The organism is Bacillus sp. REN16, from assembly GCF_020731355.1.
Classification (GTDB): Bacteria; Bacillota; Bacilli; order Bacillales; family Bacillaceae_L; genus Ferdinandcohnia.
In genome coordinates this window covers 88,224-111,495 of record NZ_JAJFZK010000010.1, presented here as the reverse complement: position 1 = coordinate 111,495, position 23,272 = coordinate 88,224, and the positions used below count along the sequence as shown (strand labels likewise).

25 protein-coding genes are annotated in these 23,272 nt (G+C 37.1%); 5 read left to right on the top strand and 20 right to left on the bottom strand.

The features are described 5' to 3' along the window. Window positions 1-127 precede the first annotated feature (127 nt). The 3 genes from LKW28_RS15380 to LKW28_RS15370 are packed head-to-tail and all read right to left on the bottom strand — an operon-like array spanning window position 128 to window position 1,813. Window positions 128-319 (bottom strand): capping complex subunit for YIEGIA, encoded by a 192-nt coding sequence (locus LKW28_RS15380; protein ID WP_229141234.1) that lies wholly within the window; start codon window positions 317-319, stop codon window positions 128-130. Next, a complete protein-coding gene (locus LKW28_RS15375) occupies window positions 316-1,212 on the bottom strand; it encodes a YIEGIA family protein (RefSeq protein ID WP_229141233.1) in 897 nt (298 codons plus the stop codon). Before LKW28_RS15375 ends, LKW28_RS15380 begins: the two co-directional genes overlap by 4 nt. Before the next feature lies 1 nt (window position 1,213). Continuing rightward, complete coding sequence (locus LKW28_RS15370; protein WP_229141232.1) at window positions 1,214-1,813, bottom strand: hypothetical protein; 600 nt, start codon at window positions 1,811-1,813, stop codon at window positions 1,214-1,216. 165 nt (window positions 1,814-1,978) lie between these two features. Between LKW28_RS15370 and LKW28_RS15365 the strand changes: the two genes are divergently transcribed. Continuing rightward, complete coding sequence (locus LKW28_RS15365; RefSeq protein WP_229141231.1) at window positions 1,979-2,119, top strand: YpzI family protein; 141 nt, start codon at window positions 1,979-1,981, stop codon at window positions 2,117-2,119. A 43-nt stretch (window positions 2,120-2,162) separates the two neighbouring features. On the opposite strand, the gene rpsA is transcribed toward LKW28_RS15365, so the two are convergent. The 8 genes from rpsA to prsW all read right to left on the bottom strand — a co-directional run bounded on the left by rpsA (window position 2,163) and on the right by prsW (window position 9,260). Next, window positions 2,163-3,302, bottom strand: a complete 1,140-nt coding sequence (gene rpsA / locus LKW28_RS15360; protein WP_229141230.1) for a 30S ribosomal protein S1 — start codon at window positions 3,300-3,302, stop codon at window positions 2,163-2,165. A gap of 241 nt (window positions 3,303-3,543) precedes the next feature. Further along, window positions 3,544-4,125, bottom strand: a complete 582-nt coding sequence (locus tag LKW28_RS15355) for a lysophospholipid acyltransferase family protein (RefSeq protein ID WP_229141229.1) — start codon at window positions 4,123-4,125, stop codon at window positions 3,544-3,546. Window positions 4,126-4,130: 5 nt separating this feature from the next. Continuing rightward, complete coding sequence (gene cmk / locus LKW28_RS15350) at window positions 4,131-4,802, bottom strand: (d)CMP kinase (protein WP_229141228.1); 672 nt, start codon at window positions 4,800-4,802, stop codon at window positions 4,131-4,133. 210 nt (window positions 4,803-5,012) lie between these two features. After that, complete coding sequence (locus LKW28_RS15345) at window positions 5,013-5,195, bottom strand: YpfB family protein (protein ID WP_229141227.1); 183 nt, start codon at window positions 5,193-5,195, stop codon at window positions 5,013-5,015. A gap of 79 nt (window positions 5,196-5,274) precedes the next feature. Continuing rightward, the gene (locus tag LKW28_RS15340) at window positions 5,275-5,946 is read right to left on the bottom strand and encodes a flagellar brake protein (RefSeq protein WP_229141226.1); all 672 of its coding nucleotides are present in this window, start codon (window positions 5,944-5,946) and stop codon (window positions 5,275-5,277) included. 91 nt (window positions 5,947-6,037) lie between these two features. After that, on the bottom strand, window positions 6,038-7,393 hold the full coding sequence (gene ypeB / locus LKW28_RS15335) for a germination protein YpeB (RefSeq protein ID WP_229141225.1): 1,356 nt from the start codon (window positions 7,391-7,393) through the stop codon (window positions 6,038-6,040). Window positions 7,394-7,411: 18 nt separating this feature from the next. Then, the gene (gene sleB / locus LKW28_RS15330; RefSeq protein ID WP_420708886.1) at window positions 7,412-8,485 is read right to left on the bottom strand and encodes a spore cortex-lytic enzyme; all 1,074 of its coding nucleotides are present in this window, start codon (window positions 8,483-8,485) and stop codon (window positions 7,412-7,414) included. A 139-nt stretch (window positions 8,486-8,624) separates the two neighbouring features. After that, window positions 8,625-9,260, bottom strand: a complete 636-nt coding sequence (gene prsW / locus LKW28_RS15325) for a glutamic-type intramembrane protease PrsW (protein WP_229141224.1) — start codon at window positions 9,258-9,260, stop codon at window positions 8,625-8,627. Between the two features lie 135 nt (window positions 9,261-9,395). Here prsW and LKW28_RS15320 point away from each other — a divergent pair, with 135 nt between their 5' ends. Then, entirely contained in the window at window positions 9,396-10,367 is a 972-nt protein-coding gene (locus LKW28_RS15320) for an asparaginase (protein WP_229141223.1), read from the top strand. 27 nt (window positions 10,368-10,394) lie between these two features. Here LKW28_RS15320 and LKW28_RS15315 read toward each other — a convergent pair whose 3' ends face one another. The 4 genes from LKW28_RS15315 to LKW28_RS15300 all read right to left on the bottom strand — a co-directional run bounded on the left by LKW28_RS15315 (window position 10,395) and on the right by LKW28_RS15300 (window position 14,632). After that, a complete protein-coding gene (locus LKW28_RS15315; protein WP_229141222.1) occupies window positions 10,395-11,360 on the bottom strand; it encodes a YpdA family putative bacillithiol disulfide reductase in 966 nt (321 codons plus the stop codon). Between the two features lie 270 nt (window positions 11,361-11,630). Beyond that, window positions 11,631-12,863, bottom strand: coding sequence for a Glu/Leu/Phe/Val family dehydrogenase (locus tag LKW28_RS15310; protein ID WP_420708890.1), 1,233 nt, complete (start codon window positions 12,861-12,863; stop codon window positions 11,631-11,633). 292 nt (window positions 12,864-13,155) lie between these two features. Beyond that, window positions 13,156-13,746, bottom strand: coding sequence for a genetic competence negative regulator (locus tag LKW28_RS15305; RefSeq protein ID WP_229141220.1), 591 nt, complete (start codon window positions 13,744-13,746; stop codon window positions 13,156-13,158). Window positions 13,747-13,858: 112 nt separating this feature from the next. After that, window positions 13,859-14,632 (bottom strand): metallophosphoesterase, encoded by a 774-nt coding sequence (locus LKW28_RS15300; protein ID WP_229141219.1) that lies wholly within the window; start codon window positions 14,630-14,632, stop codon window positions 13,859-13,861. 240 nt (window positions 14,633-14,872) lie between these two features. Between LKW28_RS15300 and LKW28_RS15295 the strand changes: the two genes are divergently transcribed. From LKW28_RS15295 to LKW28_RS15285, 3 genes are all read left to right on the top strand, one after another. Beyond that, window positions 14,873-16,927, top strand: a complete 2,055-nt coding sequence (locus tag LKW28_RS15295) for a catalase (RefSeq protein WP_229141218.1) — start codon at window positions 14,873-14,875, stop codon at window positions 16,925-16,927. A 117-nt stretch (window positions 16,928-17,044) separates the two neighbouring features. Then, the gene (locus LKW28_RS15290) at window positions 17,045-17,230 is read left to right on the top strand and encodes a hypothetical protein (protein WP_229141217.1); all 186 of its coding nucleotides are present in this window, start codon (window positions 17,045-17,047) and stop codon (window positions 17,228-17,230) included. Beyond that, window positions 17,227-18,621, top strand: coding sequence for an amidase (locus tag LKW28_RS15285; RefSeq protein ID WP_229141216.1), 1,395 nt, complete (start codon window positions 17,227-17,229; stop codon window positions 18,619-18,621). The genes LKW28_RS15290 and LKW28_RS15285 overlap by 4 nt, the downstream gene beginning before the upstream one ends. Window positions 18,622-18,738: 117 nt before the next feature. Here LKW28_RS15285 and LKW28_RS15280 read toward each other — a convergent pair whose 3' ends face one another. The 5 genes from LKW28_RS15280 to LKW28_RS23170 all read right to left on the bottom strand — a co-directional run bounded on the left by LKW28_RS15280 (window position 18,739) and on the right by LKW28_RS23170 (window position 23,138). Continuing rightward, window positions 18,739-19,203, bottom strand: a complete 465-nt coding sequence (locus LKW28_RS15280; protein ID WP_229141215.1) for a YpbF family protein — start codon at window positions 19,201-19,203, stop codon at window positions 18,739-18,741. Window positions 19,204-19,293: 90 nt separating this feature from the next. Then, on the bottom strand, window positions 19,294-19,950 hold the full coding sequence (locus tag LKW28_RS15275; RefSeq protein WP_229141214.1) for a LysM peptidoglycan-binding domain-containing protein: 657 nt from the start codon (window positions 19,948-19,950) through the stop codon (window positions 19,294-19,296). Window positions 19,951-19,969: 19 nt separating this feature from the next. Further along, window positions 19,970-20,554, bottom strand: coding sequence for a CPBP family intramembrane glutamic endopeptidase (locus tag LKW28_RS15270; RefSeq protein WP_229141213.1), 585 nt, complete (start codon window positions 20,552-20,554; stop codon window positions 19,970-19,972). Between the two features lie 5 nt (window positions 20,555-20,559). Next, window positions 20,560-22,071, bottom strand: coding sequence for a RecQ family ATP-dependent DNA helicase (locus tag LKW28_RS15265; RefSeq protein ID WP_229141212.1), 1,512 nt, complete (start codon window positions 22,069-22,071; stop codon window positions 20,560-20,562). Continuing rightward, window positions 22,068-23,138 carry a helix-turn-helix domain-containing protein gene (locus LKW28_RS23170; RefSeq protein ID WP_229141211.1) on the bottom strand — a complete coding sequence of 357 codons (1,071 nt, stop codon included), beginning with the start codon at window positions 23,136-23,138 and terminating at the stop codon, window positions 22,068-22,070. The genes LKW28_RS15265 and LKW28_RS23170 overlap by 4 nt, the downstream gene beginning before the upstream one ends. Window positions 23,139-23,272: the final 134 nt, after the last annotated feature.

The following is a 23,272-nucleotide window of genomic DNA, read 5'->3' as shown; positions in this document are numbered from 1 at the left end:
ACTCATACTTACATATATCACATAAAAAATGATTAAATCAATGTTATGTAAAAAATAAACCCTTCTACGTCAGAAGGGTCATGCTTTTACATTCTATCAAAAATACGTCTTTACAACAATCAAATGTTTAATGTTTAACAATAATGTACAAATTTGCACTGATTTCATGAGCTATTCCATCTAGAATTGCTTCTAAATTTGCGGCAACTGAGTCCATTTCTTCCTTTGTTGAACATGCAAACAATGGCGTACCCCCTGAAACCTTTACATTTGCCGAATCCAATGTGATTGCTGCTAAAATAAATTTTTCGATATTCATTTATGTGGCTGCCCCTTTTCATTTCCTTCTCTCTCCGTTGGCATGCGGATGGCATTTTCCAAGGTAGGCACATTTCCGATAATCTCAATCGCTTTTTCAATATTCACTTCCTGTGGAAGTACAAAAACTCCTACACGCCCATCATTTAAATCTCTCTTCGCCAGCGGAGTGAGCGCAGGGGTTCCCGAATCTCTAAATATCCCCAAGGCAGTAGATACATCATGTAAAATGGCTTGCCTTTGACCCAGGTTTGCAATGGTGGCCCTGGCATTAAATGTTTTGGGCTTTAAAATAAATCCCATCCCATATTTTAAAATCTCTTCCTGTCTTGCTGGAAGACCAATATTCATAATATAAATATTATCAACATGTAAACCTGCATCCTTAAATTGCGGCTTTACAAACACAATATCCACGATATCTTTTAGACTGCTCCCCGCCATTAACCTTTTACAAATGAGGAGACAAATGATACCTACGATAATTCCCGCCCACATATTTATGGCAAGGTAAGCAAAGGTGGAAAAAAAAGAAGTAAAAATAACTAAGTAATTTCGACTTTCAAAGGCAACGGCAATTCCCTCAATATATGTCCTGCCTCTGGGTACAAGCTCATAAGAATCCAATTCAGTAAGGGTATTGCGTTCCATATTTCGTACATCACGAAATTGTGAGGCGGCAATGGTTAAAAATGTGATTGCAGTGAAGTCTTCCTCCATAATCGAAGGAACAGCAACCGTCCCCAAGCCAGCCGCAATAAACCCCAATGCAATATGTATGATTTTTCCGTGCAGATAAGTCGGATATTGACGATAATCTGTACGCAGCATATACAGCCGTACGGCAACACCAAATATGAGCCCGAACAATATCGGGTAAGTATATTCATTCATACTAGCCGTGTTTCTCCTTCGTGTTTTTTTGAACCATTACATCAACATGATGTAACAATATTTCTAATGATGACCAAACAAAAATAAAACAAAAACTTATTGCAATAACATCCAAAAAGACAAATGATCCAATTTCATATGGAAAATTGACATTATTCACAATGATTCCATAAAGAATATCGCCTTGTATGGCACCTATTAATAGCCCCGCCATGCGCAGCCGTAAATCCTTTATTAGCATTAAGGTTACATATATTAAGGCGGCTCCAAGCATCAAATTCCGATTAAAAAAAAGCCATACGGGATCGTACAATTCAAACATTAGGAAACTGCAATAGGCTAAAGAAATGGTTAAAATACAAATTAGCATATAAAGTACTTGTTTTTTGGGTCTTTTTGAGATTTCTTTCATACAAAAAAGTAATAGAAGAAAAATACTGCAATTTATTTTGATACTGCCCACTCCAACGGAATAAGGTGATAGTATGACTGTTACTAAAAACAAAATGGATAAGAGTAGTCTTTCCTTATTTTTTTTCATTAGAAAAGTACTGCATACCCAAGCCATCCAACAAATCCAATAAAAGATTGCACCGTCCACTTCTCCACCTCCTATTATTCCCATTATGGCTCAAAATTATGAAATTTAACCCATTTGCATACCAAAAATCCTTTTAAGAAACACTAAAATGAATAAATGGATAACCCTTACATAAAATCCCCTGTTCACGGAAACTTATGTAGGGATGAAAAAGGAGGAATAAAAATGGGCAGAGATAGACAAGAAAGAAAGCTTAAAAAAGAACGCAGAACTGAGTCCGATCGAGACCAATCCCTTGATTATAAGGGTGCAACAAGATTAGATACACCTGAAGAAGCAAGAGAAATGAATGAAATGAATCCATAAAAAAACTCTCACCCTAATTGGGTGAGAGTCTCTCAATTTTCATTTAATTTTTTAGTTTATTCAGTTGGTCACCAATTACTTCACCAAGCTGGAAGCCAGATGATTCTTCTTGCTGCTGGTATTTAGAATAGTCTTCTTCCACATTCTCTTCAAGTTCTTTCATACTTAAAGAAATACGTTTGTCAGACTCGTTTAGTTCAAGAACCTTAACTTGTACAACCTGACCCTCTTTTAATACTTCATGTGGAGTACCGATATGCTTTGAAGAAATTTGTGAAATATGAACCAGGCCTTCAACCCCTGGTAATACTTCAACAAATGCACCGAAAGAAACAAGTCTTCTTACTGTTCCATCGACTACATCACCAACTGCTAACTTCTCGGTGATATTTTCCCATGGCCCAGGTAATGTTTCTTTAACTGACAATGAAATTCGTTCATTATCACGGTCGACAGATAAAACCTTAACCTTAATTACTTGACCTTCTTCAACAACATCAGATGGTTTTGATACATGCTCATGTGAAAGCTGTGAAATATGCACTAATCCATCAATGCCACCGATATCAACGAATGCACCGAAATCAGTTAAGCGTTGAACAGTACCTTCGAGCACAGCCCCAACCTTTAATGAATCAAGAACACGTTGCTTTTGATTCTTTTGATCTTCTTCAACAACGGCACGGTGGGATAAGATAACTCTGTTTTTCTCACGATCAAGTTCAACTACTTTTACAGTTAATGATTTGTCTTTATAATCGGAGAAATCCTCGACATAATAGTTTTCAACTAAAGATGCTGGAATAAATCCTCTTACGCCAAGGTCAACAACTAATCCACCTTTAACTACATCTTTTACAACTGCTTCGAACACTTCACCAGTGTTAAATTTTTGCTCTAAGTCATCCCAAGCTTTGGAAGCTAGTACAGCTTTTTTAGATAGAATTAAAGCTTCTTCTTCTACTTTTGTAACAGAAAGCTCCAGTTCTTCTCCTTCTGATACAACATCACTTGCTTTATCAACATGCAGGCTGGACAGCTCACTAATTGGGATAATGCCATCTAGCTTACTGTTTTCAACTGAAACAAATACTTGTTTTTCTTCTACCTTTGTAACCTTGCCAGTGATAACATCACCAACTTGTAATTCTTTGTACTCAACTTGATTCATATCCTCCGCCATTCCAATTACCTCCTTCGTGCATCCAACACTAAAACTTTTTATGTATGTATCGCGGTCCAGACTTGTTATTTACTATATAAATAGTTTCCCCCACTTTGCCGGGATTAGGATCTATCTACTAATTGTAATCGAAAAAGTCATACGATACACTAATAATAAATTATTATAACACTAATTATAAAAATATTCTTTTAATTAACTTCTAATAAATAGCGTTATTTGTCAAGTATAAACTCTTAATCTATTGATATTTTTCCAGTATTTCTCTTATTGAATCCATAATTTTTTCAGTTACGACATCCGCTGAAGCCTTTTCGTTTCGGAATGTTTCCATTGGAACGGGCTTTCCGTAAACGACCCTTAATTTACCAAACGCTTTATATGGCCCTATAATTGCACACGGAACGACAACACAGTCAGTTCTTAGTGCAAAAAAGCCAACTCCGGATAATCCTTTCCCTAGCTGTCCATCCTTACTTCTGGTGCCTTCAGGAAAGATACCTAGCACTTTCCCCTCTTTCAATATCTTAAGTGCTGTTCTAAGTGAATCTCGATCACTTACCCCGCGCTTTACCGGGAATGCATTAACATTTGGTAAAATCCAACCTAATACTGGTACCTTAAACAATTCAGCCTTTGCCATAAAATGAATCGGTCTTGGTGATGTCACTCCAACAACAGGGGGATCCAGATTATCAATATGATTTGAACATATCAAGACTCCACCTTCCTTTGGAATATTTTCCCTACCTAGGACCTCAATACGATAAAGAGGTTTAATGATTGCTCCAATTAATCCTCTTCCAAAAGGGTATAGGTTCATTCCATTCAAATCCTTTCCCTTATAACATCCATAATTTTCGCAACTACCTCTTCGATGCTTAATGATGTCGTATCAATCTCTATCGCATCCTCTGCTTTTCGCAATGGAGCCACCTCACGTTCGGAGTCCAATTTATCCCTAGTTGCAATTTCAGTTTTTAATCGTTCTAAATCGGACTCATAACCTTTTAATAGGTTTTCTTCATGGCGGCGTACGGCTCTTTCTTCAACAGAAGCAAGTAAAAAGATTTTCACTTCCGCATTCGGAAGCACATGAGTACCAATGTCCCTTCCATCCATTACAACCCCACCAAGTGAAGCCACGCTCTGCTGACGCTCGACCATATTTTCTCGAACCTTGCGATGCTTAGAAACAATCGAAACCGAATTTGTCACATCATGCTCTCGAATTTTTTCGGTTACATCTTTGCCATCGATAAAAACAAGCTGTCCGTTTTCGCTAGGTTTTAATTCAAGTTTCGCATTTTTTAGTGCATCGAGAAGCTGGTCTTCATTTTCTAGATCTAAATCTAATTGAAGTGCTTTATACGTTAACGCACGGTACATCGCACCTGTATCAACATAAATATAGGAAAGATCCTTCGCGATAATTTTTGCTACTGTACTCTTCCCAGCAGCAGCCGGTCCGTCAATTGCTATTGAAATCTTATTGTTCATAAACTATGTAAGCCTCCTGTAAGTAACGCTGATTCGAAAAGCACAAGGCGCCCGCCTATCGGCTTATGACCAAAGAGGCGATGGCTTTTTGAGCTAGACAAGGAATACTGTTGTAAACAAGTAAGCTTGTCTATCTAAACTTTATTATCTTGATTCTTTTAAACAGTATTCTTGCCTACGAAAAAATGCAGGGAATCCCTGCAATTCATTTTAATTGTTATTTAATAATGTTTCAATGGTTTTGGTCGTGTCCGATTTATCGACACCTTCATATTCAATCATTCTCGTGATATATGGAGTGAGTGGGCTATATAATATAATAGCTTGTGCCACAAGTAAAAAGACAAATTGAATAATGGCTAACTTGATTAAAATTCGTTCGAAGTTTTTCATTTGCATACCTACCCTAAAGAGAGTTTTTAATTCTAGTATGCAAATATTTCGTGAATTTTATTCCATTGAATATCTATTTCTAAATTTCAACCTCACGGATTCCTTTTTTCTTCAATAATAATTGTCTTTCAAAACAGAATTTTATTAGAAGCTGGCGATCAGATTCGCTAATATCCACAAATCTAATAGAAGCTCTATTTTTTTCACCATTTTTACCCTCCACGATCCGGATTACATTACTTTTAAACGTAACATATAGGTAATCTTCAGTTAGGGTTGGGAGGACGAAATGTGTTAGGATGTCTACTCCCTGTATAAGTGTTTTTGAAGACGGAAGAATGATTGCAGCACCACCTGCACTTATATCACGAGTGATCGAAACGAAGGGTTGAAATTCCCCGTTTAAGCTATGTATTGCTACATCAACTGGTGTTTCGACGCGGACATATTCACGACGCTGAATCTTATACATACTGTCCATACTTGGAAAGGATAGAACAATCATTGGAATGTTTTGTTTTACCCTTCCCAATACAGCAGTATCAAAAAAATAAGCGGATGTGCTATCAGCTGTAACAAAAGCCTTAAGTTGCGTCCCATTTAATAAAAAAACCGTTTTCCCAGTTTTGTTGTTTAATGGATAGTCAATGTATAGCTTGTTTTCCATTATTTCAACAACTCTGCATTTATATTTTTCACCATTTGGATTAATGCTCGGTTCAAGGGTAATCATATCCCCAATATTCAACACAGTACTTCACTCTTTCCAAAACATTCTGTACCTTAATTAAAACATGAATAAACAAAAAAAGGAAAGCAAAATTGCTTTCCTTTTTGAATTATTAAGATTTGTTCATTCCCTTATAAACTGGTTCAGCATTTTTGAGCTTCTCGACTTTTTCTTCAAACCCATTCTCTGCATTGATGAAGATTCGATACGTATCATTATTAATCGTTCCTAAAAATTCATAACAAAGGACATCTTGATCAAGATCATTTGTTATGACAGCGAGACGATCCTCCATGATTTCAAGATTAGGATTAATTTCTTTCCTAGCTTCCTCTTTTGTAATTTTTGGTTTACCAGCTGTTTTAATTTTGCCAGCCATTAAATAGTCTCGTGCTGTAAACCCAATAATATTTCCGTCGTCCAGTGCTACTTTCATCTTAATGGAATCAGAATACACCCTTACTCCATCAACCGAAGAAACGAGGTTAAATACACCAATATTATCGTATTGCGCGCTTTCAAAAAGCTCGAGGTTTTCAAATTTGTTATCTTTTAAGAATTTTTGAGCTCGATTATATGCATCATTAAGGCTTATTTTACTTTTTGCTACTTCACGATTGCGAATAACCCAAATCGGAATACCACCTTTTTTCGTAATATCCATAAATGTATTCACTTTTGATTTAGGGTCATTTATTTCCAGGCTATAAAAACCATTTGGTGATCCATCACCATTTTCGGTAACCTTCATTTCAATATTACCTTCTAATCCAAGGAACTTTTTCGCAATTTCCTTCGCTTGTTCCTCATTAATTTGCGGCCCCTCTAAATTAGGAAATTTTCCACCATCTTTCTTAGTGGTTGTAAGGGTCACGCCAAAGTCACTCTCAGAATAAGCAGCTACATTTTTTTCAACAGTTTTTAAGCCATCAATAATCGTGTTATCCGCCTGCTTTTCCCCTGAAGCGAGTGCTAATTCAACATCCATCCATCGCAGATTGTTTTCCATTGCAAGATGTTGGACGGTTCGAAGTTCCTTTTGGATATCTTCTGCATTTTTATAAAGCTGCTGAAGCGTTTTATACTCTTCTTCTGACAATGGTTCTTTAGATAGGTCACGGACTGCTGTGCGATAACTAAAATCCCCGATATTACTTAGAAACTCTTCTGTTTTGTTAAACGGCATAAGAGCCAATGGTAATTGACCTACATCTGAATGTGCCTCAGATGTGATTCTCCATACATCTGCAAGTGTTGGAGAAAGTGAATTTCTTGAATTCATCGCAAGTGTTGTTCCAATTTTATCGTGTAAGAGGTCAATATGATACGTCAAATTATGAAATGCTCGTTGATAATTATTTTCCGCCTGTATTAGAATGGCATTTTTCTCTTGGTGCTCTTTATAGCCCCAATACCCTGTTCCGATAATGCCTATCGTAAGTACTGTAATTAATATTCCTCTTAACAATTTGTTTCACCTTCCATTCTATCGACAGAATATGTGCTTACCAATTCTCTTAATTTGGGGTCTACCCCAGATCCATTTACTTGTTGCTGTTACTGGATTAAAGTAATAGGTCGCTCCACCTGTAGGATCCCAACCATTTATTGCATCAATAACGGCTTTTTTCGCCTGTTCATTTGGTGTCAACCAAATTTGCCCATCTGCAACTGCTGTAAATGCTAGCGGTTCAAAAATTACACCCGATACTGTATCTGGAAAAGTCGGGCTATCAAGGCGGTTTAAAATAACCGCAGCAATTGCGACCTGTCCAATGTATGGCTCACCACGTGCTTCTCCATAAACAGCATTTGCAAGAAGTTGAATATCATTTTGTGAAAACCCGCCTGGCATATTTACAGCGGCAGGTCCAAGGGACTGAGCCTCTTCTTGTTGTTCAACCTTAGCTTTTGGCTGCTGTTTAGCAGGTGCCTTCGGTTGCTGTTGTGCAGGTGCTTTGGGTTGTTGCTTTGCTGGTGCCTTTGGTTGCTGTTGAGCAGGAGCCTTAGGCTGTTGCTGCGCAGGCGCCTTGGGTTGCTGTTGTGCGGGCGCCTTTCCCTGACCCGCCTGCGGCTGCTTTTGCTCGGCTGTAAATTGTTTTTCTATTTCAGCTCGTCTAGATTCAGCTGTAGTTTTTGCTTTTTGGATATTCTTTTCAGTAGGAGCGGATTGAATACTCCATGGAACACCGCCATAATGGGTGAAATGATTCCCTTTACGCAAATTGTCATATACAAATTGCTTATTATACTTTGTATAACGGTTAATCATCGCCTTCGTATTGTCACCGACTAAACCATCTACCTCTTCAAGTCCAAATGCCTTCTGAAAATTACGTACTGCCCAATATGTCCCCCAGCCGTATACCCCATCAATCGTGCCATGATAATATCCGTTATATTGTAGTCTTGATTGCAACTCAATAACATCGTCACCTGTTGCACCACGTTGGATAATCTGCTCTGAAAATGCTTGAACATTATTGGCAGTTCCACCAATGAACATACTAACGAACATGATAAGAACGATGGGGAACATCAGATACTTTTTAAAGCTCATGATCAATTACCTCCCTAACCATTTTCTATATATACTTACATATATTTTCCGTAGAGATTGGTATTTTATTCAGAAGTATTTCAAGTTACATACAATCTTTCATCATAAATCCAATAAAAATAACCTGCCAAATGACAGGTTAAGGTTTTGTAATTTTAACTTTTCGTAATCCAAACCACCATAAAAACAGCATAAATGGTATCATGATATAAATCCATTTTTTCATTGAAAGTAGTATGTAGTCATAAATACCATGTAAAAGGAACGGGAATAAAAAGGAGATAAATATCCACTTTTCTTTTTCCTTAGAAGAAAATTTTGCTTTACCAAGATAATACCCCATAATGACACCAAACAGTGCATGACTGGAGACTGGTAAAAGAGCGCGGCCAACTGCAAACTGGACCCCATTTGCTAATAAATAAAGAATATTTTCCAATGTTGCAAATCCTAACGACAGAGCAGCACCATACACAATTCCATCATATTGTTCATCAAATTCAATATGTTGATAAACCGTATAAAAAAGGATGAACCATTTAAAAAACTCCTCTAATAACCCTACGGATAAAAAGGCCTGTAAAAGGTTATTCGAAAAAACCTCTTCAACCCCCAACACATATTGAATAAACATAATCGGAAACACCAAAATGGCCCCAAAAATGAAGATTCGAAACACCATTACGATTGGTTCTGCTTCATATTTATCTTTTAAATAAAAATAACTTAATAACGCAAGTCCTGGTGCAAGTCCTGCGGTTATGACCGCCAGCATAAGAAAACCTCTTCTTCCCCTAAAATAAAATTATTTGAGTAACAAACACTTTTATCGTAACATGTAATGTGGTAAATGGAAATATGAAGATCAATGAAATGGATAATTTTTCTATATTGAAATGAGGCAGATCTGATGAAAAAAATACTCATTATACATACTGGCGGAACGATCGCGATGATGGAAGATAAGGAAACTGGAGCAGTAGATCAAAACCAACAAAATCCACTATTACTTCACACGGATGCTTTATCTGCAATCGCAGATGTCACAATTGTGGAATTATTCCAATTGCCTTCACCACATATTACGGAAAAGGAAATGCTTAAGCTTAAGCGTAAAATCGAAACCAGTATAATTGAAGATAAAATCGAAGGTGTAGTTATTACCCATGGAACTGATACCCTTGAAGAAACGGCTTACTTTTTAGACATTACCGTACAATCCGATATTCCAATAGTCGTGACGGGAGCGATGAGGTCGAGCAATGAGCTTGGTGCGGATGGCCCTTATAATCTGATTTCAGCCGTTCGTGTTGCAGCTTCTGACAATGCCATTGGAAAAGGAGTTTTAGTTGTCTTAAATGATGAAATTCATACGGCTAAAAACGTAACTAAAACCCACACCAGCAATATCGCAACTTTCCAAAGTCCCCAGTATGGGCCTCTAGGTATTGTAAGCAAACGGGAAATTACATTCCACCATATACCAACTATCAGGGAAACATACGACATAAAAGATGTAACGAAAAATGTTGTCCTCCTGAAGGCCTATGCAGGAATGGACGATCAGATCCTTCGAGCAGTTCGAACAATTCAGCCAGACGGTTTAGTTATCGAAGCACTTGGACAAGGTAATTTGCCTCCAACCATGGTTACTGAATTAAAATTACTCATGGATAGCGGTATTCCTATCGTATTGGTTTCACGTTGCTTTAACGGTTATGTGCAGGATGTGTATAATTATGAAGGCGGTGGTCGCCAGTTGAAGAGGCTTGGGGTTATTTTTTCAAATGGTTTAAATGGTCAAAAAGCAAGACTCAAGCTATTGGTCACATTAGAATTGACAAATGATCATGATGAACTACAAGAAATGTTTAATAAATAAACAAGAAGGACGACCTAATGGGTCGCCCTATTTTCTTTCTAAAATTGCTTTTGCAATTAAATCCCCGTGGAAACGTCCATTTTCAATGAAAATTTCATTGGCATTATTCCCCGCTGCTATAACCCCAGAAATAAAAATCCCCTCTTCATTCGTCTCCATTGTTTCAGGATTAAATGAAGGTCTACCGGTATCTTGTTCAATCTGAACATTCATTTTTTGTAAAAAGCTATGATCCGGATGATATCCCGTCATCGCAAATACGTAATCATTTTTTAATTTCTTTTGTTCATCCCCAACCTGGTAGATCACAGCATCCTCTGTAATTTCAATAACATTTGCATGAAATTCCATGTTAATAATGCCATTACGAACCAATGATTCAAACTCAGGTAAAATCCATGGTTTAATGCTTGAAGAATATTCGGATCCACGATATAGAACAGTTACTCTAGCATCAGCATTAACTAGCTCCAAAGCTGCATCGATACTGGAGTTCTTTCCTCCAATTACGACTACATCTTTGTCGAAATAAGGGTGTGGCTCTTTGAAATAATGAAAAACTTTAGGTAGATCTTCACCTGGAACATCCATATAGTTTGGATTGTCATAATAGCCGGTCGCTACAATAACATATTTCGCGTGATACTCACCCTTTGAGCTTGTGATTGTAAATTCATTATTGGCATGCTTCGTTACACCCGTAACTTTTTCAAACGCATGTACTCTTATTTTTTCGCGTTTCGCGACTTCGCGATAATAAGCTAAAGCCTGATTTCTTTTTGGCTTACGACCTTCAATAATAAATGGGACATTCCCGATTTCTAATTTTTCACTTGTACTAAAAAATGTTTGATGTGTGGGATAGTGGTAAATGGCATTCACAATATTCCCTTTTTCAATGACCAGTGGTTCAATCCCGATATTCTGCAGTGCAATGGCAGCTGCTAATCCACAGGGTCCTCCCCCAATAATGATGACTTCTTCATATTGCATGTTTGTCACTCCAATTCTAAAGCAGAAAAAACTCCTACCGAAATGATAGGAGATTTTTGTGGTATTTGCAAATAAAATGAATCAAATACGCGAATGCGTATTTGTTGCCCAGATTTTTAGGCCCACAGGAAGTGGGTAATAAAGACGTTGCCACAAGAAGTGGCGTACTTAGTCTTTAATCCTACCTAAACGAAAAATTTTCTTTGAAAATCTGTGGCATCCGCCGGAGGCTTTTAACTTTATTTCGGGGGCCCTTCCCCGAAAATAAAGTTAAATCCAGCCTCTAAAGCGAGAAGCTTCGGCCATTTTTCTTACTCCAACCATGTAGGCTGCAAGTCTCATGTCAACACGTCTATTTTGAGCAGTTGAATAAATATTTTCAAATGACTTGACCATTACTTTTTCTAGCTTTTCTTCTACTTCTTCCTCTGACCAGTAATAGCCCTGGTTATTTTGAACCCATTCAAAATAGGAAACAGTCACCCCTCCAGCACTTGCTAAAACGTCTGGAACGAGGAGTACTTCTCTTTCAGTCAGGATTTGTGTAGCTTCAAGTGTTGTCGGACCGTTTGCGGCTTCCACTACAATACCTGCACGTATATTATGGGCATTTTCTTCAGTAATTTGGTTTTCTATTGCAGCGGGAACAAGAATATCACAATCGAGCTCAAGCAATTCCTTGTTTGTAATCGTATCGTTAAATAACTTTGTTACTGTTCCAAAGCTGTCACGACGATCTAATAAGTAATCAATATCCAATCCATTTGGATCATATAAACCGCCATATGCATCAGAAATACCAATTACTTTCGCACCTGCGTCATGCATAAATTTTGATAAAAAGCTACCTGCATTTCCAAAGCCTTGTACAACGACACGTGCACCTTCTAGACTGATACCGCGTTTCTTTGCTGCTTCACGAATACAAAGGGTTACACCCTTTGCTGTTGCAGACTCACGGCCATGTGAACCACCTAATACAAGCGGCTTTCCAGTAATGAAACCAGGTGAGTTAAATTCGTCAATTCGACTATACTCATCCATCATCCATGCCATAATTTGAGAATTTGTAAATACATCTGGAGCCGGGATATCCTTTGTAGGACCTACGATTTGACTAATTGCACGAACATAGCCACGACTTAGTCGTTCAAGTTCACGGAATGACATATCTCTAGGGTCGCAAATGATTCCGCCTTTGCCTCCACCATATGGTAAATCAACGATACCACATTTTAAGCTCATCCAAATCGAAAGCGCTTTAACTTCCTTCTCTGTAACATTGGGATGAAATCGAATTCCGCCTTTTGTTGGACCAACCGCATCGTTATGCTGTGCGCGATAGCCTGTAAAGATTTTTACAGATCCATCATCCATTCTTACAGGAATTTTAACAGTCATCATTCGAATCGGTTCTTTTAAAAGCTCGTATACTTCCTCAGGGTACCCTAATTTTTCTAATGCCTTATGTATAACTGTTTGTGTAGATTTGAGGACATCCATCTTCTCTTCATTATTTTGATTTGAAATGTCCTGATTATTTTCGGCTACCATTTGTAAACCTCCCAAGATTTCTCGCAGTTCCATTAGAGGATGTTCAAAAAGTGCGGTGAAAGTGTCAATTTTCTAATATTGTCCACCTTACCAGTCACTAGTATACACCTTCCATCTGTTTATGCAAGATGAAAAATGTAGAATTTTCATTTTTATAAATAAAAATAAATCGCTGTTCTAACTTATTATGTAAAATCTATTAAAGCAGAGAAAAACCCCTAAACAAACTTAGAGGTTTTCCTTATTTTTTTATAAAATAATGGTAAATATCTTTCATTGCATTTTCATTAAAAAGGATTTTTCCATATTCATGAACTCGATATTTTGTAATGGTCGCAGAACTTCCGAATTCGGCTAAAACCGCAATGACGTTTTCAGTATGAAATTCTGAATTGTCTTCAAGTAATAAATAAAAATAATCTTTATATGAATAGAGTCTGCCGCCATCTATTGATAAACTTTTTAATCTGGTTGAAAGTTGAATAACATCTTCAAAAGTATGAAACTCATAAAATATATCCTTACTTTCATCTAAAGTAACCTGCATTTCAATATAATCTTCATCCATAAATTCTTCGTCTTCGAGGTCCCCTGCTGAATTCGTTACAATGATTACCATACCTTGTGCCTGTAAAGAATATACCTCAACAGCAATGGGGCCATCCGCTTCAAAGCCTAATTCGATACTCGCTTCTTCAATCATATCTCGAAATAATTGGTGGACCTTAAGCGAATCCGACAAAAGATCATCTTTAGTGAGGCCACGATCAAACAAATCATCGAACGTTAAAAAAATTTTGATTTTATTATAAGTTAAGCGCTCAAGACGCATTAAAAACCCTCCCTCACCATCACACCTACGCACAACCGTTACTTTATTTTATGAAGGAATACAAATTATGTTCTTGGATTTAGCGTTGTTAAGACATTTTTTGCAAATCGGGTTAGCTTTTCTGCGATTGGAGAGTAATCAAATGAGTCTCAGGTGGTGCACCAAATCTTAAAGGTATACCAGATGTACCATATCCATTACTAACAAAAACAGTTAATCCATTTTTATACGCGATACCACCTTTCGGATATAACCCAAATTTCCAAAATCGAATTTGACCACCATGGGTATGTCCAGATAATAAGAGATTGATTTTATACTCCTGTCGTATCTCACTTGTAATTTCTGGATTATGGCTAACCAAAATTTTAAAATTTGCTTCATCTCCTGCATCCAAAAGAGCAAGGTCCAATCTGCTTCTTCCTGCTTTCAGATCATCAATCCCAAGAAGAGCAAGCCTCTCCCCTTCCCCTGATTCAAAAAACACCGCTGTGTTATCAAGAATTTTAATTCCCATACTTAATAGTAAAGAATCAAGTTCATGGTACTCCACTTCATAATCATTATTTCCCCATACAAAATAGGTCGGTCCAACCGTTTTAATTAATTGGAGGTTTTTCTTAACGCGCTCAAAAGGTACACCTTTTTCGGTTAAATCCCCCCCAATTATGACAATATCTGCTTTCTCTTTCACTTCATTGATTATTTTTTCAGATACTTCTCTTCTGTGTATATCTGAAATAAAGAAAATGGTGATTTTTCCAAAGCTCCTAGGAAAATCTGAAAATGTGACTGTATTCGTAACCACACGATCTCGTCTTGCTTCTTGCCACATATAAAGTAGGAGAAGCAATCCAACTATTATAATAATGAAAAAAAGCACCATAGTTATAGCCTACCTCTCTACATTGAGCATCAATTTTTAATTAGATATACCGCTATAATACCACAAATGTTTGAATAGGCTAACAATTAACTAGATGCTTAGCCAACTAAATTAATATAGATAGCCACTAACTACCCACAACAGTTACCTAAATGGACCGTCTTACAATTTCAGCATATTCAGGATAACTGCTCATATATTATAAGGGCTAAATATTTTAACATAAGGTTGGGTGATAACATGGATGAAGAAACATCAAGAAACAAAAAGCCCTCAGCTAATGACCCAAAACAAGAACAATTAAATAAGTATCGTATACAAAACACCGGAAAACCCCTAACTACAAATCAAGGAAGAAGAATATCAAACGATACGGAGACATTAAAAGCCGGCGAACGTGGTCCATCGTTACACGAAGATTGGCATTACTTTGAGAAGATGTCACATTTTGTACAAGAAGAAGAACCTGAAAGAGTGGTTCACGCTAGAGGATACAGTGCTCATGGCGAATTTGTATGTTATCAGTCAATGAAGCACGTGACAAAAGCATGTTTTTTACAGGAACCAGGAAAAAAGACTCCTTTAACAGTTCGTTTTTCAACTGTGCAAGGACCAAGAGGTTCATATGATACGGCAAGAGATTTACGTTGTAAAGGTGTTAAGTTTTATACTGAAGCAGGCAATTATGATTTGACAATGATCGCAATGCCTGTACTAATTAACCAAGACCCAATGAAATTTCCAGATGTTATACATGCATACCAAGCTAAAGATGATGACGATATTCCAACAGCCACAGGTGCACACGACTACTTCTGGGATTATGTAGCCAATAACCCTGAATCAATTCATATGACGACTTGGATAATGTCCGATCGAGGCATTCTTAGAAGTTACCGTATGATGGAATCCTGGTCCATTAATACGTATTTATTTGTGAACGAAAATAATGTTGCAACCTTCGTTCGTTTTGTCTGGAAACCTGTCCTTGGTGTTCATTCCCTTCTTCAGGATGAGGCAATTAAACTTGGTGGGATTGATCCAGATTTCCATCGGAAAGATTTACGTGAAGCAATCGACAAAGGATTTTACCCTGAGTATGAACTAGGTGTGCAGCTTATTCCACTGGAGGATGAATTCAAATACGACTTTGACATCCTAGATCCCGCTAAGTTTTGGCCAGAAGAACTTATTCCTGTTCAATTGATCGGGAAGATGACATTAAATAGAAACATTGATAATTATCATACCGAATCAGAACAGGTAGCTTTTAATCCTGCAAATGTTGTGCCAGGTATTGATTTTTCAAATGATCCTGTGTTACAGGGACGCTTAATCGCTTATCATATGGCACAAGTACATCGTATCGGACCGAATTTTCAAGAACTTCCTATAAATAAACCTGTTTGCCCATTCCATAATAATCAAAGACGGGGTCCGATGAGATATCGAATCGATGTGGATCAGGTAAGCTATCATTTAAATTCACTTGCAAATAATACACCATATGAGACTCCCCCTGAACAGGGAGGCTATGAGCATTATCCGAAAAGGGTGGAAGGGCACGTCGTTCGCGGTCGTAGCGAATCATTTAATGACTTCTTTTCGCAAACGAGGATCTTTTGGAATAGCTTAACTCCTGTTGAAAAACAACACACAATTGAAGCATTTAGCTATCAGCTTGGAAAGGTAAAAAGCGTATCTGTCCGCCAGCAAAATGTAAATTTGTTAGTTAACGTAGATAAGGAATTAGCTTCAATCGTTGCTGATAATATTGGCGTAGAGCGTCCAACTGGAACTCATGTACCTGTTAATACTGCTTACCCTTCTTTAAGCCAGTACAGTACTCCTAAATATGCTGCTACACAAAAAGTAGGTATTATAATAGGTAATGGTTTTAATGGTCAAGAGGTAACAAATGTACTTAACTTATTTAAGCAAAATGGGATTTTCTTCGTTATTATAAGTGATAAGCTCGGTATTGTCGTAGGTTCAGATGGTACACAACTAAAAGTTGATCAAACATTTATTACTTCCAGTCCTTATTTAGTAGACGCTCTTTATGTTGTAGGAGGGCGCGAGAATAACCCGCATTTCTTTAAAAATATGAATAAATTCTTTGTTAGAGCTTATGAACAATACAAACCAATAGGAGTAGCTACAACTGGCCAGTCCTTTATTTCAACCTCGGAACACAATAATTTAGCTGGTGTTGTTTTTGCTGCTAACAACCCTAACTTCGGACCTGATTTGATTAATTCCGTTGCACAACAAAGATTTTGGAATAGAGTGTAATAACTTTCAAGACCCAAGGGAAATAGTATAATTTATTTCCCTTGATTCATTTAGGGTTGCTTTCTTGGCAGGATATGCACTCCCATTTTATGTATCAACTATAGGGAGGTAAGCAAAATGAATACTTCAAATTTTATTAAACAGAGCTTATACTTTCAAGGTTTACCTATTTACGATACTGATATTTCACATATACAGATGATTCTTTTTACAGTCAATCAAGCACAAAGAAGCCTAAATACATTTCCTAATTTAAACGCAAAAGTGCCGATTACGATTGTTGATAAGAGATTATTGCGATGACAAATCTAGCATACTTATCAGCTACCGAACTCGCTCCCTTACTAAAGTCAAAGCAACTATCCCCTGTAGAATTGACAAAAAAACTATTAAACCGCATTGATAAAATCGACCCAACCATTAGATCATATATTACCCCTCTTCACGACCTTGCTCTTGCACAAGCAAAAAAAGCTGAAAAGGATATTATGCAGGGCCATTACAAAGGACCTCTTCACGGAATCCCAATTGGTATTAAGGATAATTTCTATACAAAAGGCATCCGAACGACAGCTGGCTCTACTCTATTTAAAGATTTTGTCCCCAATAAATCGGCTACTGCCGTTGATAAACTTCTTGCAGCAGGCGTAATCATGTTAGGAAAACTAAATATGCATGAACTCGCTCTTGGTTCCTCTGGAACGAACCTTACCTTTGGCACAACACGAAACCCATGGGATCTTCGCTATATGCCAGGTGGTTCGAGTGGTGGTAGTAGCGCGGCTTTAGCAGCAGGCCTGGCAACACTTGCAACTGGTACTGATACATTTGGCTCTATCCGTCTACCGGCTGCCATGTGCGGAGTTTATGGCTTAAAACCTACATATGGTCTTGTTAGCACATATGGGGTCTTCCCGTCCGCTTGGTCTTTAGATCATGCTGGTCCAATGGCTAGATCTGTTTCAGATTTGGCATTCATGTTAAATGGAATGGCTGGCTATGATCCGAATGATCCAACTAGCCTCAACACCCCTATTCCTAATTACACGACGGATCTTACTAAAGGTATGAGAGGGATAAAGATTGGCATACCTATGTACTATCTCAGGGGATTAGATTCAGACGTCGAAAAGCTCTTTACAAACGCTTTATCGGTATTGAACAGGTTAGGAGCGGAAATTATAGAAATCAACATTCCTGAATTAACAATGTCTACATTTGCCGGATATAGTATTGTGGGCAGTGAGGCATCAGCTTTTCATTATGAGTGGCTTAAAACCCGACCAACTAATTATGCAGCAGATAACCGAATTTTCCTTCTCTCTGGGACATTAACAAATGCTCCAAAGTACGTCAAAGCTCAACAAAGTCGAAGAAAAATGGTCGAAGCTTTCCACAACAGCTTTAATAGAGTCGATCTTCTACTCGGCCCAACTATCCCTTTCACAACTCCTGCGTTCACCCAGAATTGGGTCGAGCAAAATTTAGCGGTCATTAGGCGTAGTTTACCTTTTACTGTTCCTGCAACTCTAACAGGGGTACCAACCTTATCAGTGCCGATGGGACTGGATCGAAGCGGGCTTCCAATCGGGATGCAATTCTTTGGTAATCATCTAAGAGAGAAATTATTGCTACAAGCAGGATTTGCATGGGAACATGTTAACCCGTTTCAGTATAAATTACGCATTGATTAAAATGAGCTTGTTATTGTTTACTTACTCTATAAATAGGGGTATCCTCAAATGCAACATTTCCATGGCGTTTGAGATACCCTCTTTTTCAATCCTCTGTCATTTATAGGTCGAATCCTGCTATTTACTTTCATGGTATAAATTTACGTCAAATTCCTTTTTCATCATTTCAAAAACCTGTTGTCGCTCACGCCATTGAGTAGGTTCTTTCCATAAATCCTTACTTTTATCGACAATTTCACGTCTGATCGCATGATATTTATCTTCAGCTTCATCTTTCTTTTTATCTACGTAACGAATGCCTCCGTAAAGTCCCCCAATTATGAAGACAAACATAAAATAAATCGACCCATCCAGAAAAATCCCAATCATCAGTTCAGTGGAATGACTATAAGGAAGGACAATTGTTTTATAAACATACACTAAAAAAATGGATAATAAAAAAAGCGCAGCGAGCTTCATATAGTAGGCTCTTGCCTTTAACTTTTCAAATTTTCTCTTTTTATCAACAGAATGCTGAAGCATTTGCTTTGTCACGTTGTCTGTTAATTCATTTAATTCCCTAATTTTCTGTTCGATCTCCAATCCCCCCCTAACAACATCCTTTATTATCAAAATATGAACTTGTACATTTTTATATGTCTAATCAAAAAAAATAACGCGAGAAATATCGCGTTAGTTTATTTTAATTGGAATCTGTAATACCTGTCCTTCGATTACGGTATCCCCATTTAAATTATTCCATCTTCTAATTAATTCTTCACCAGAACGGCTATTGTAATATTTCATGGAAATTCGATATAGATTTTCTTCCGCTTGCACTTTGTGATACTTTACATCATATTGATCCTTCGGTTTTTCTTGCTTTTGAACGGGTTGTTTTGCTGCTTCAGTTGCAGGTGGAGAATTATTTTCTGCAACGTTCTGATCGGACTGGTTACTAGTTAATACTTCCTCTTGTTTTTCAGTTTGCGACTGATCTGGTTCTTCTTGTACCACATTCGCTTCCTGTTCAACGTTATTAGGTTCTTCCTGCTTTACGGTTTCAGGAGCCTTTATCTTGTCATCTTCGTCTTCATAGCTAATACTTTCAAAATTTGCGCTCTTTTTAACAGGTGCTGATTCCAGCTGGCTTGGGTTCGGATTAAACTTGTAGCTAAGAATGGCAACTGGAAGTAACACAAATAAAAGAGCCAACAAACGAATGATTGGGTATTTTATTTTAACTTTCGTTTTCTTTTTCTTCGTTTTATGAAATTCACTTCTAGGGGGTAATCCTGAAGTGCTTTTTTCAATCTCAACTGACTTTTCTTCCCCTTCAGGCTGCTTCAAGACTTTTCGACCTCCTTTTTTAACGACTGCGCAAATAATCCATTCTAAGCTTTACGGCAAAAATAAAATCAATCCAAAAATGTGCATAAACTGTAATCCAAAGGTTTTGATATAGTTCATAAATATAGCCTAATAAAAAACTCAAAAGAACAACAGATGTCAATAATACCCACTTATATAAATAGCGGACATGTAATATCGCAAAAATAGAACTTGCAATGAGTAGTCCAAAATGGGTTTGGATGACACCTCTAAATAAAATTTCCTCTGCAAAGGAAATCAATAAACTCAAAATAAAAATATGCGGAATACTTCTTTTTTGAAAAATCCGTTCATTAATTCCTCCATCATCATACATTGCTTCAGGAAGCCATTTTATTAATAAAAAATCAACAAAGACTACTGCTAAGGCAAAAGCAGAACCAATAACGAAAATATTCTTGTCCTTCAAAGTCCACAGTTCAAAAAAGTCAGACCAATTATCAAACAGGAAGAATCCAAGGACTAACGACACAATTAATAAAATTCCTTGCGTTATATAAAGGTGAAAAACAATTTCTTTATCCGGTAAATGTTTAATAATATCAGCTTGGCTTCTCCTCATATTTTTCACTCATTTCTATGGAAGATGCGATGTAATTCTTGTCTCCAAGAAGGTAGCTCCCACTCATTCCCCTCACTTAGTTTGTAATTATACTGACTCCAATCTATTTCACATAAATCACAACAGGATGAAGGCCTTGTTTCTAAATTCTCATCAAAATAAGCCAAAATTTCTTCACGACGACACCCTTGTGTTTTTATCCAGTTCTCCATATTCTTAAGTTTATTAAGCTTATAAACATATCTTTTCCTTGCAGCTTCATCAACAATGTGAATGGCGTTCTCTATGTTGATTTCAGTTTGAATAACCTCGTCCAATGTTAGATAAAATTGAATAAATCTCCATTGAACTTCAGAAACACTAAACACATTGAGAAAATAATCCTCTACTGTTTTTGTATATGAGAATTGACCCTTTTCTTTAATATCTTGATTAATATATTGAATTACAAATTGAGTTTGTTCATTCGTCGGCAGCTCATATTTTATTAAACTTTGCGGAATTTCATGATCTGTTTCATGATAAAGCAGAATGGCAACACTTGGATTTCCATCTCTGCCAGCACGTCCTATCTCCTGTAAATATGCCTCCATCTGTGAGGGAAAATGAAAATGAATGACAAATCGTATATCAGGCTTATTCACACCCATCCCAAATGCATTTGTACAGCATATAATGGATAGTTGATTATTGATAAATTGTTGCTGAATCAGCATTCTCTTTTCCTGCTCCATCCCACCGTGATAGAAGGCAACCCTGTCAATGCCTTGATCCTTTAAATATCGCGCAATATTCTCAGCCATGAGCCGACTTGAAAAATAGATAATTCCCGGTCCATTTAATTCTTTTACGTATTGCAAAAGTACTGCTTTTTTATCTTCGGCAGAATGAACCTTTTTAACTGCAATTGCGATATTTGGTCGATCGATAGAGTGAATATGCATGTTTGGATTTATTAATTGTAATGTTCCTTTTATATCCTCAAAAACCTCTTTTGTTGCCGTTGCTGTTAAAGCAAGGCATGGTGGTGATCCTAATTTCGAGCGAATCATGCCTAACCTGGAATAATCAGGACGAAAATCATGTCCCCATTGTGAAATACAATGCGCTTCATCGACCACAAAAAGTGAAAAGTGAATCCTCTGCAATCGATTCATAAAATATTGAGATTGCAGAATTTCGGGCGATGCAAAGATATATTTATATTTGTGCAGATTAGGCATGATCCTCCGTTTTCTTTCGTTTGATAAGAAACTGTTAAGAGCGATAACCCTTTTTTCACCCATTTTCTTTAATTGGAGCACTTGGTCCTCCATTAATGCAACAAGCGGAGAAACGATAAGAACACTGCCATCAAGAATTTGAGCAGGTAACTGATAGCAAAGTGATTTCCCGCCTCCAGTAGGCAATAGTGCAATGACATCATGCCCTTTAAGAATATCTTCGATGATATTCTGTTGCCCTTCTCGAAAAGAAGAGTGATTAAATTTTTCCTTTAAAATGACTTGAAGATTCATGTTATATCACCAATTCTTGCGAGGACCAGTCGAATTTCAAAATACGAAATGTCATTTGACAGTTTTTCCTTTAAAGGTCGTAATTGTTTTGTTTGCAATGTTTGATAAGTTGATAAAATCATTTGTTGATGCTCGGGAGACACGAATGGGTCAATTAAAAATTCTGAGTTTTGGTGGGTAACTTCTACGACATGGTCTTCAATTGTATTTCGTTTCAAATTCCGAACGTCGGCAATTTCATCAATTGTTTTCCCTTGTATCAGCATATGATAAGTTGTCTTCGTTGAAGCAGTAAGCAACACATTGTGGTGATGTTCTTTTGCAATCATAGAAACAAGGATTGGAAACTTCTTACCATTTGTTTCAAGTTGTTTCACAATCGTATGCAACGTATGTAAAAAGAGAATCTGACACCATGTTTCATCCTCATTTAAGAGGGAACTAATTTGCTCAATTGTATAGCCAATTCTTGTTGAACTTGTCAGCCTCATGACGAAAATGGTCGCTTCAAGCTCTGAAACCATTTCGAGGGATTGCAATACTTCATTATATAGAGTTTCTGCTGCAATATATCGGTTTTGCACGCTTTTCATAAGGAATTCCTTTACCCAATCAATAACCGTATCCTCGTGTTGGATAGGGGTATATCGCTTCTTTTCATCAATTAAATTGGATAAAACCTGGGTAAGAAGTGAAATTCTTCGCCAAAGTAACTGAGATGAATCATTGTATTTCCAGCCGTTTAAATGGTTAGGAATCGGTTTTCTTTCAAGTTTACGATTTAATACGGAATATCCATTTGTGTTAATGATAAATTTATTACTTGAAGGAGCAATTTCATTTATCAAAGAAAACTGTTGCAGTGTTATTATCTCTTTATTAAATTGTTCTCTATCCAACGGTTTCAGAATTCCGAAAAGGTTTGTAAGATCAAACAGATTTGCATCCCCAATCGTTTGAGAGGATTTTTTACCATTCAATAGGTGATAAATTCCATAAACAGTTCGTTCCCCATTCAGTTTAGCGATGCATTTTAAAATCAAAATTGAACGGTACGTAATATTCACCTGCTTCTCCCCTCTCAATCATGAAATACGTGGAAAATTGTCGAATGAATGTTACCCTTATTTTATCAAATAATAACGAAAAGTGGGATGTTTTCGTGTGAAAATATAAACAAGCTTGTCAAAAGGTAAAAACC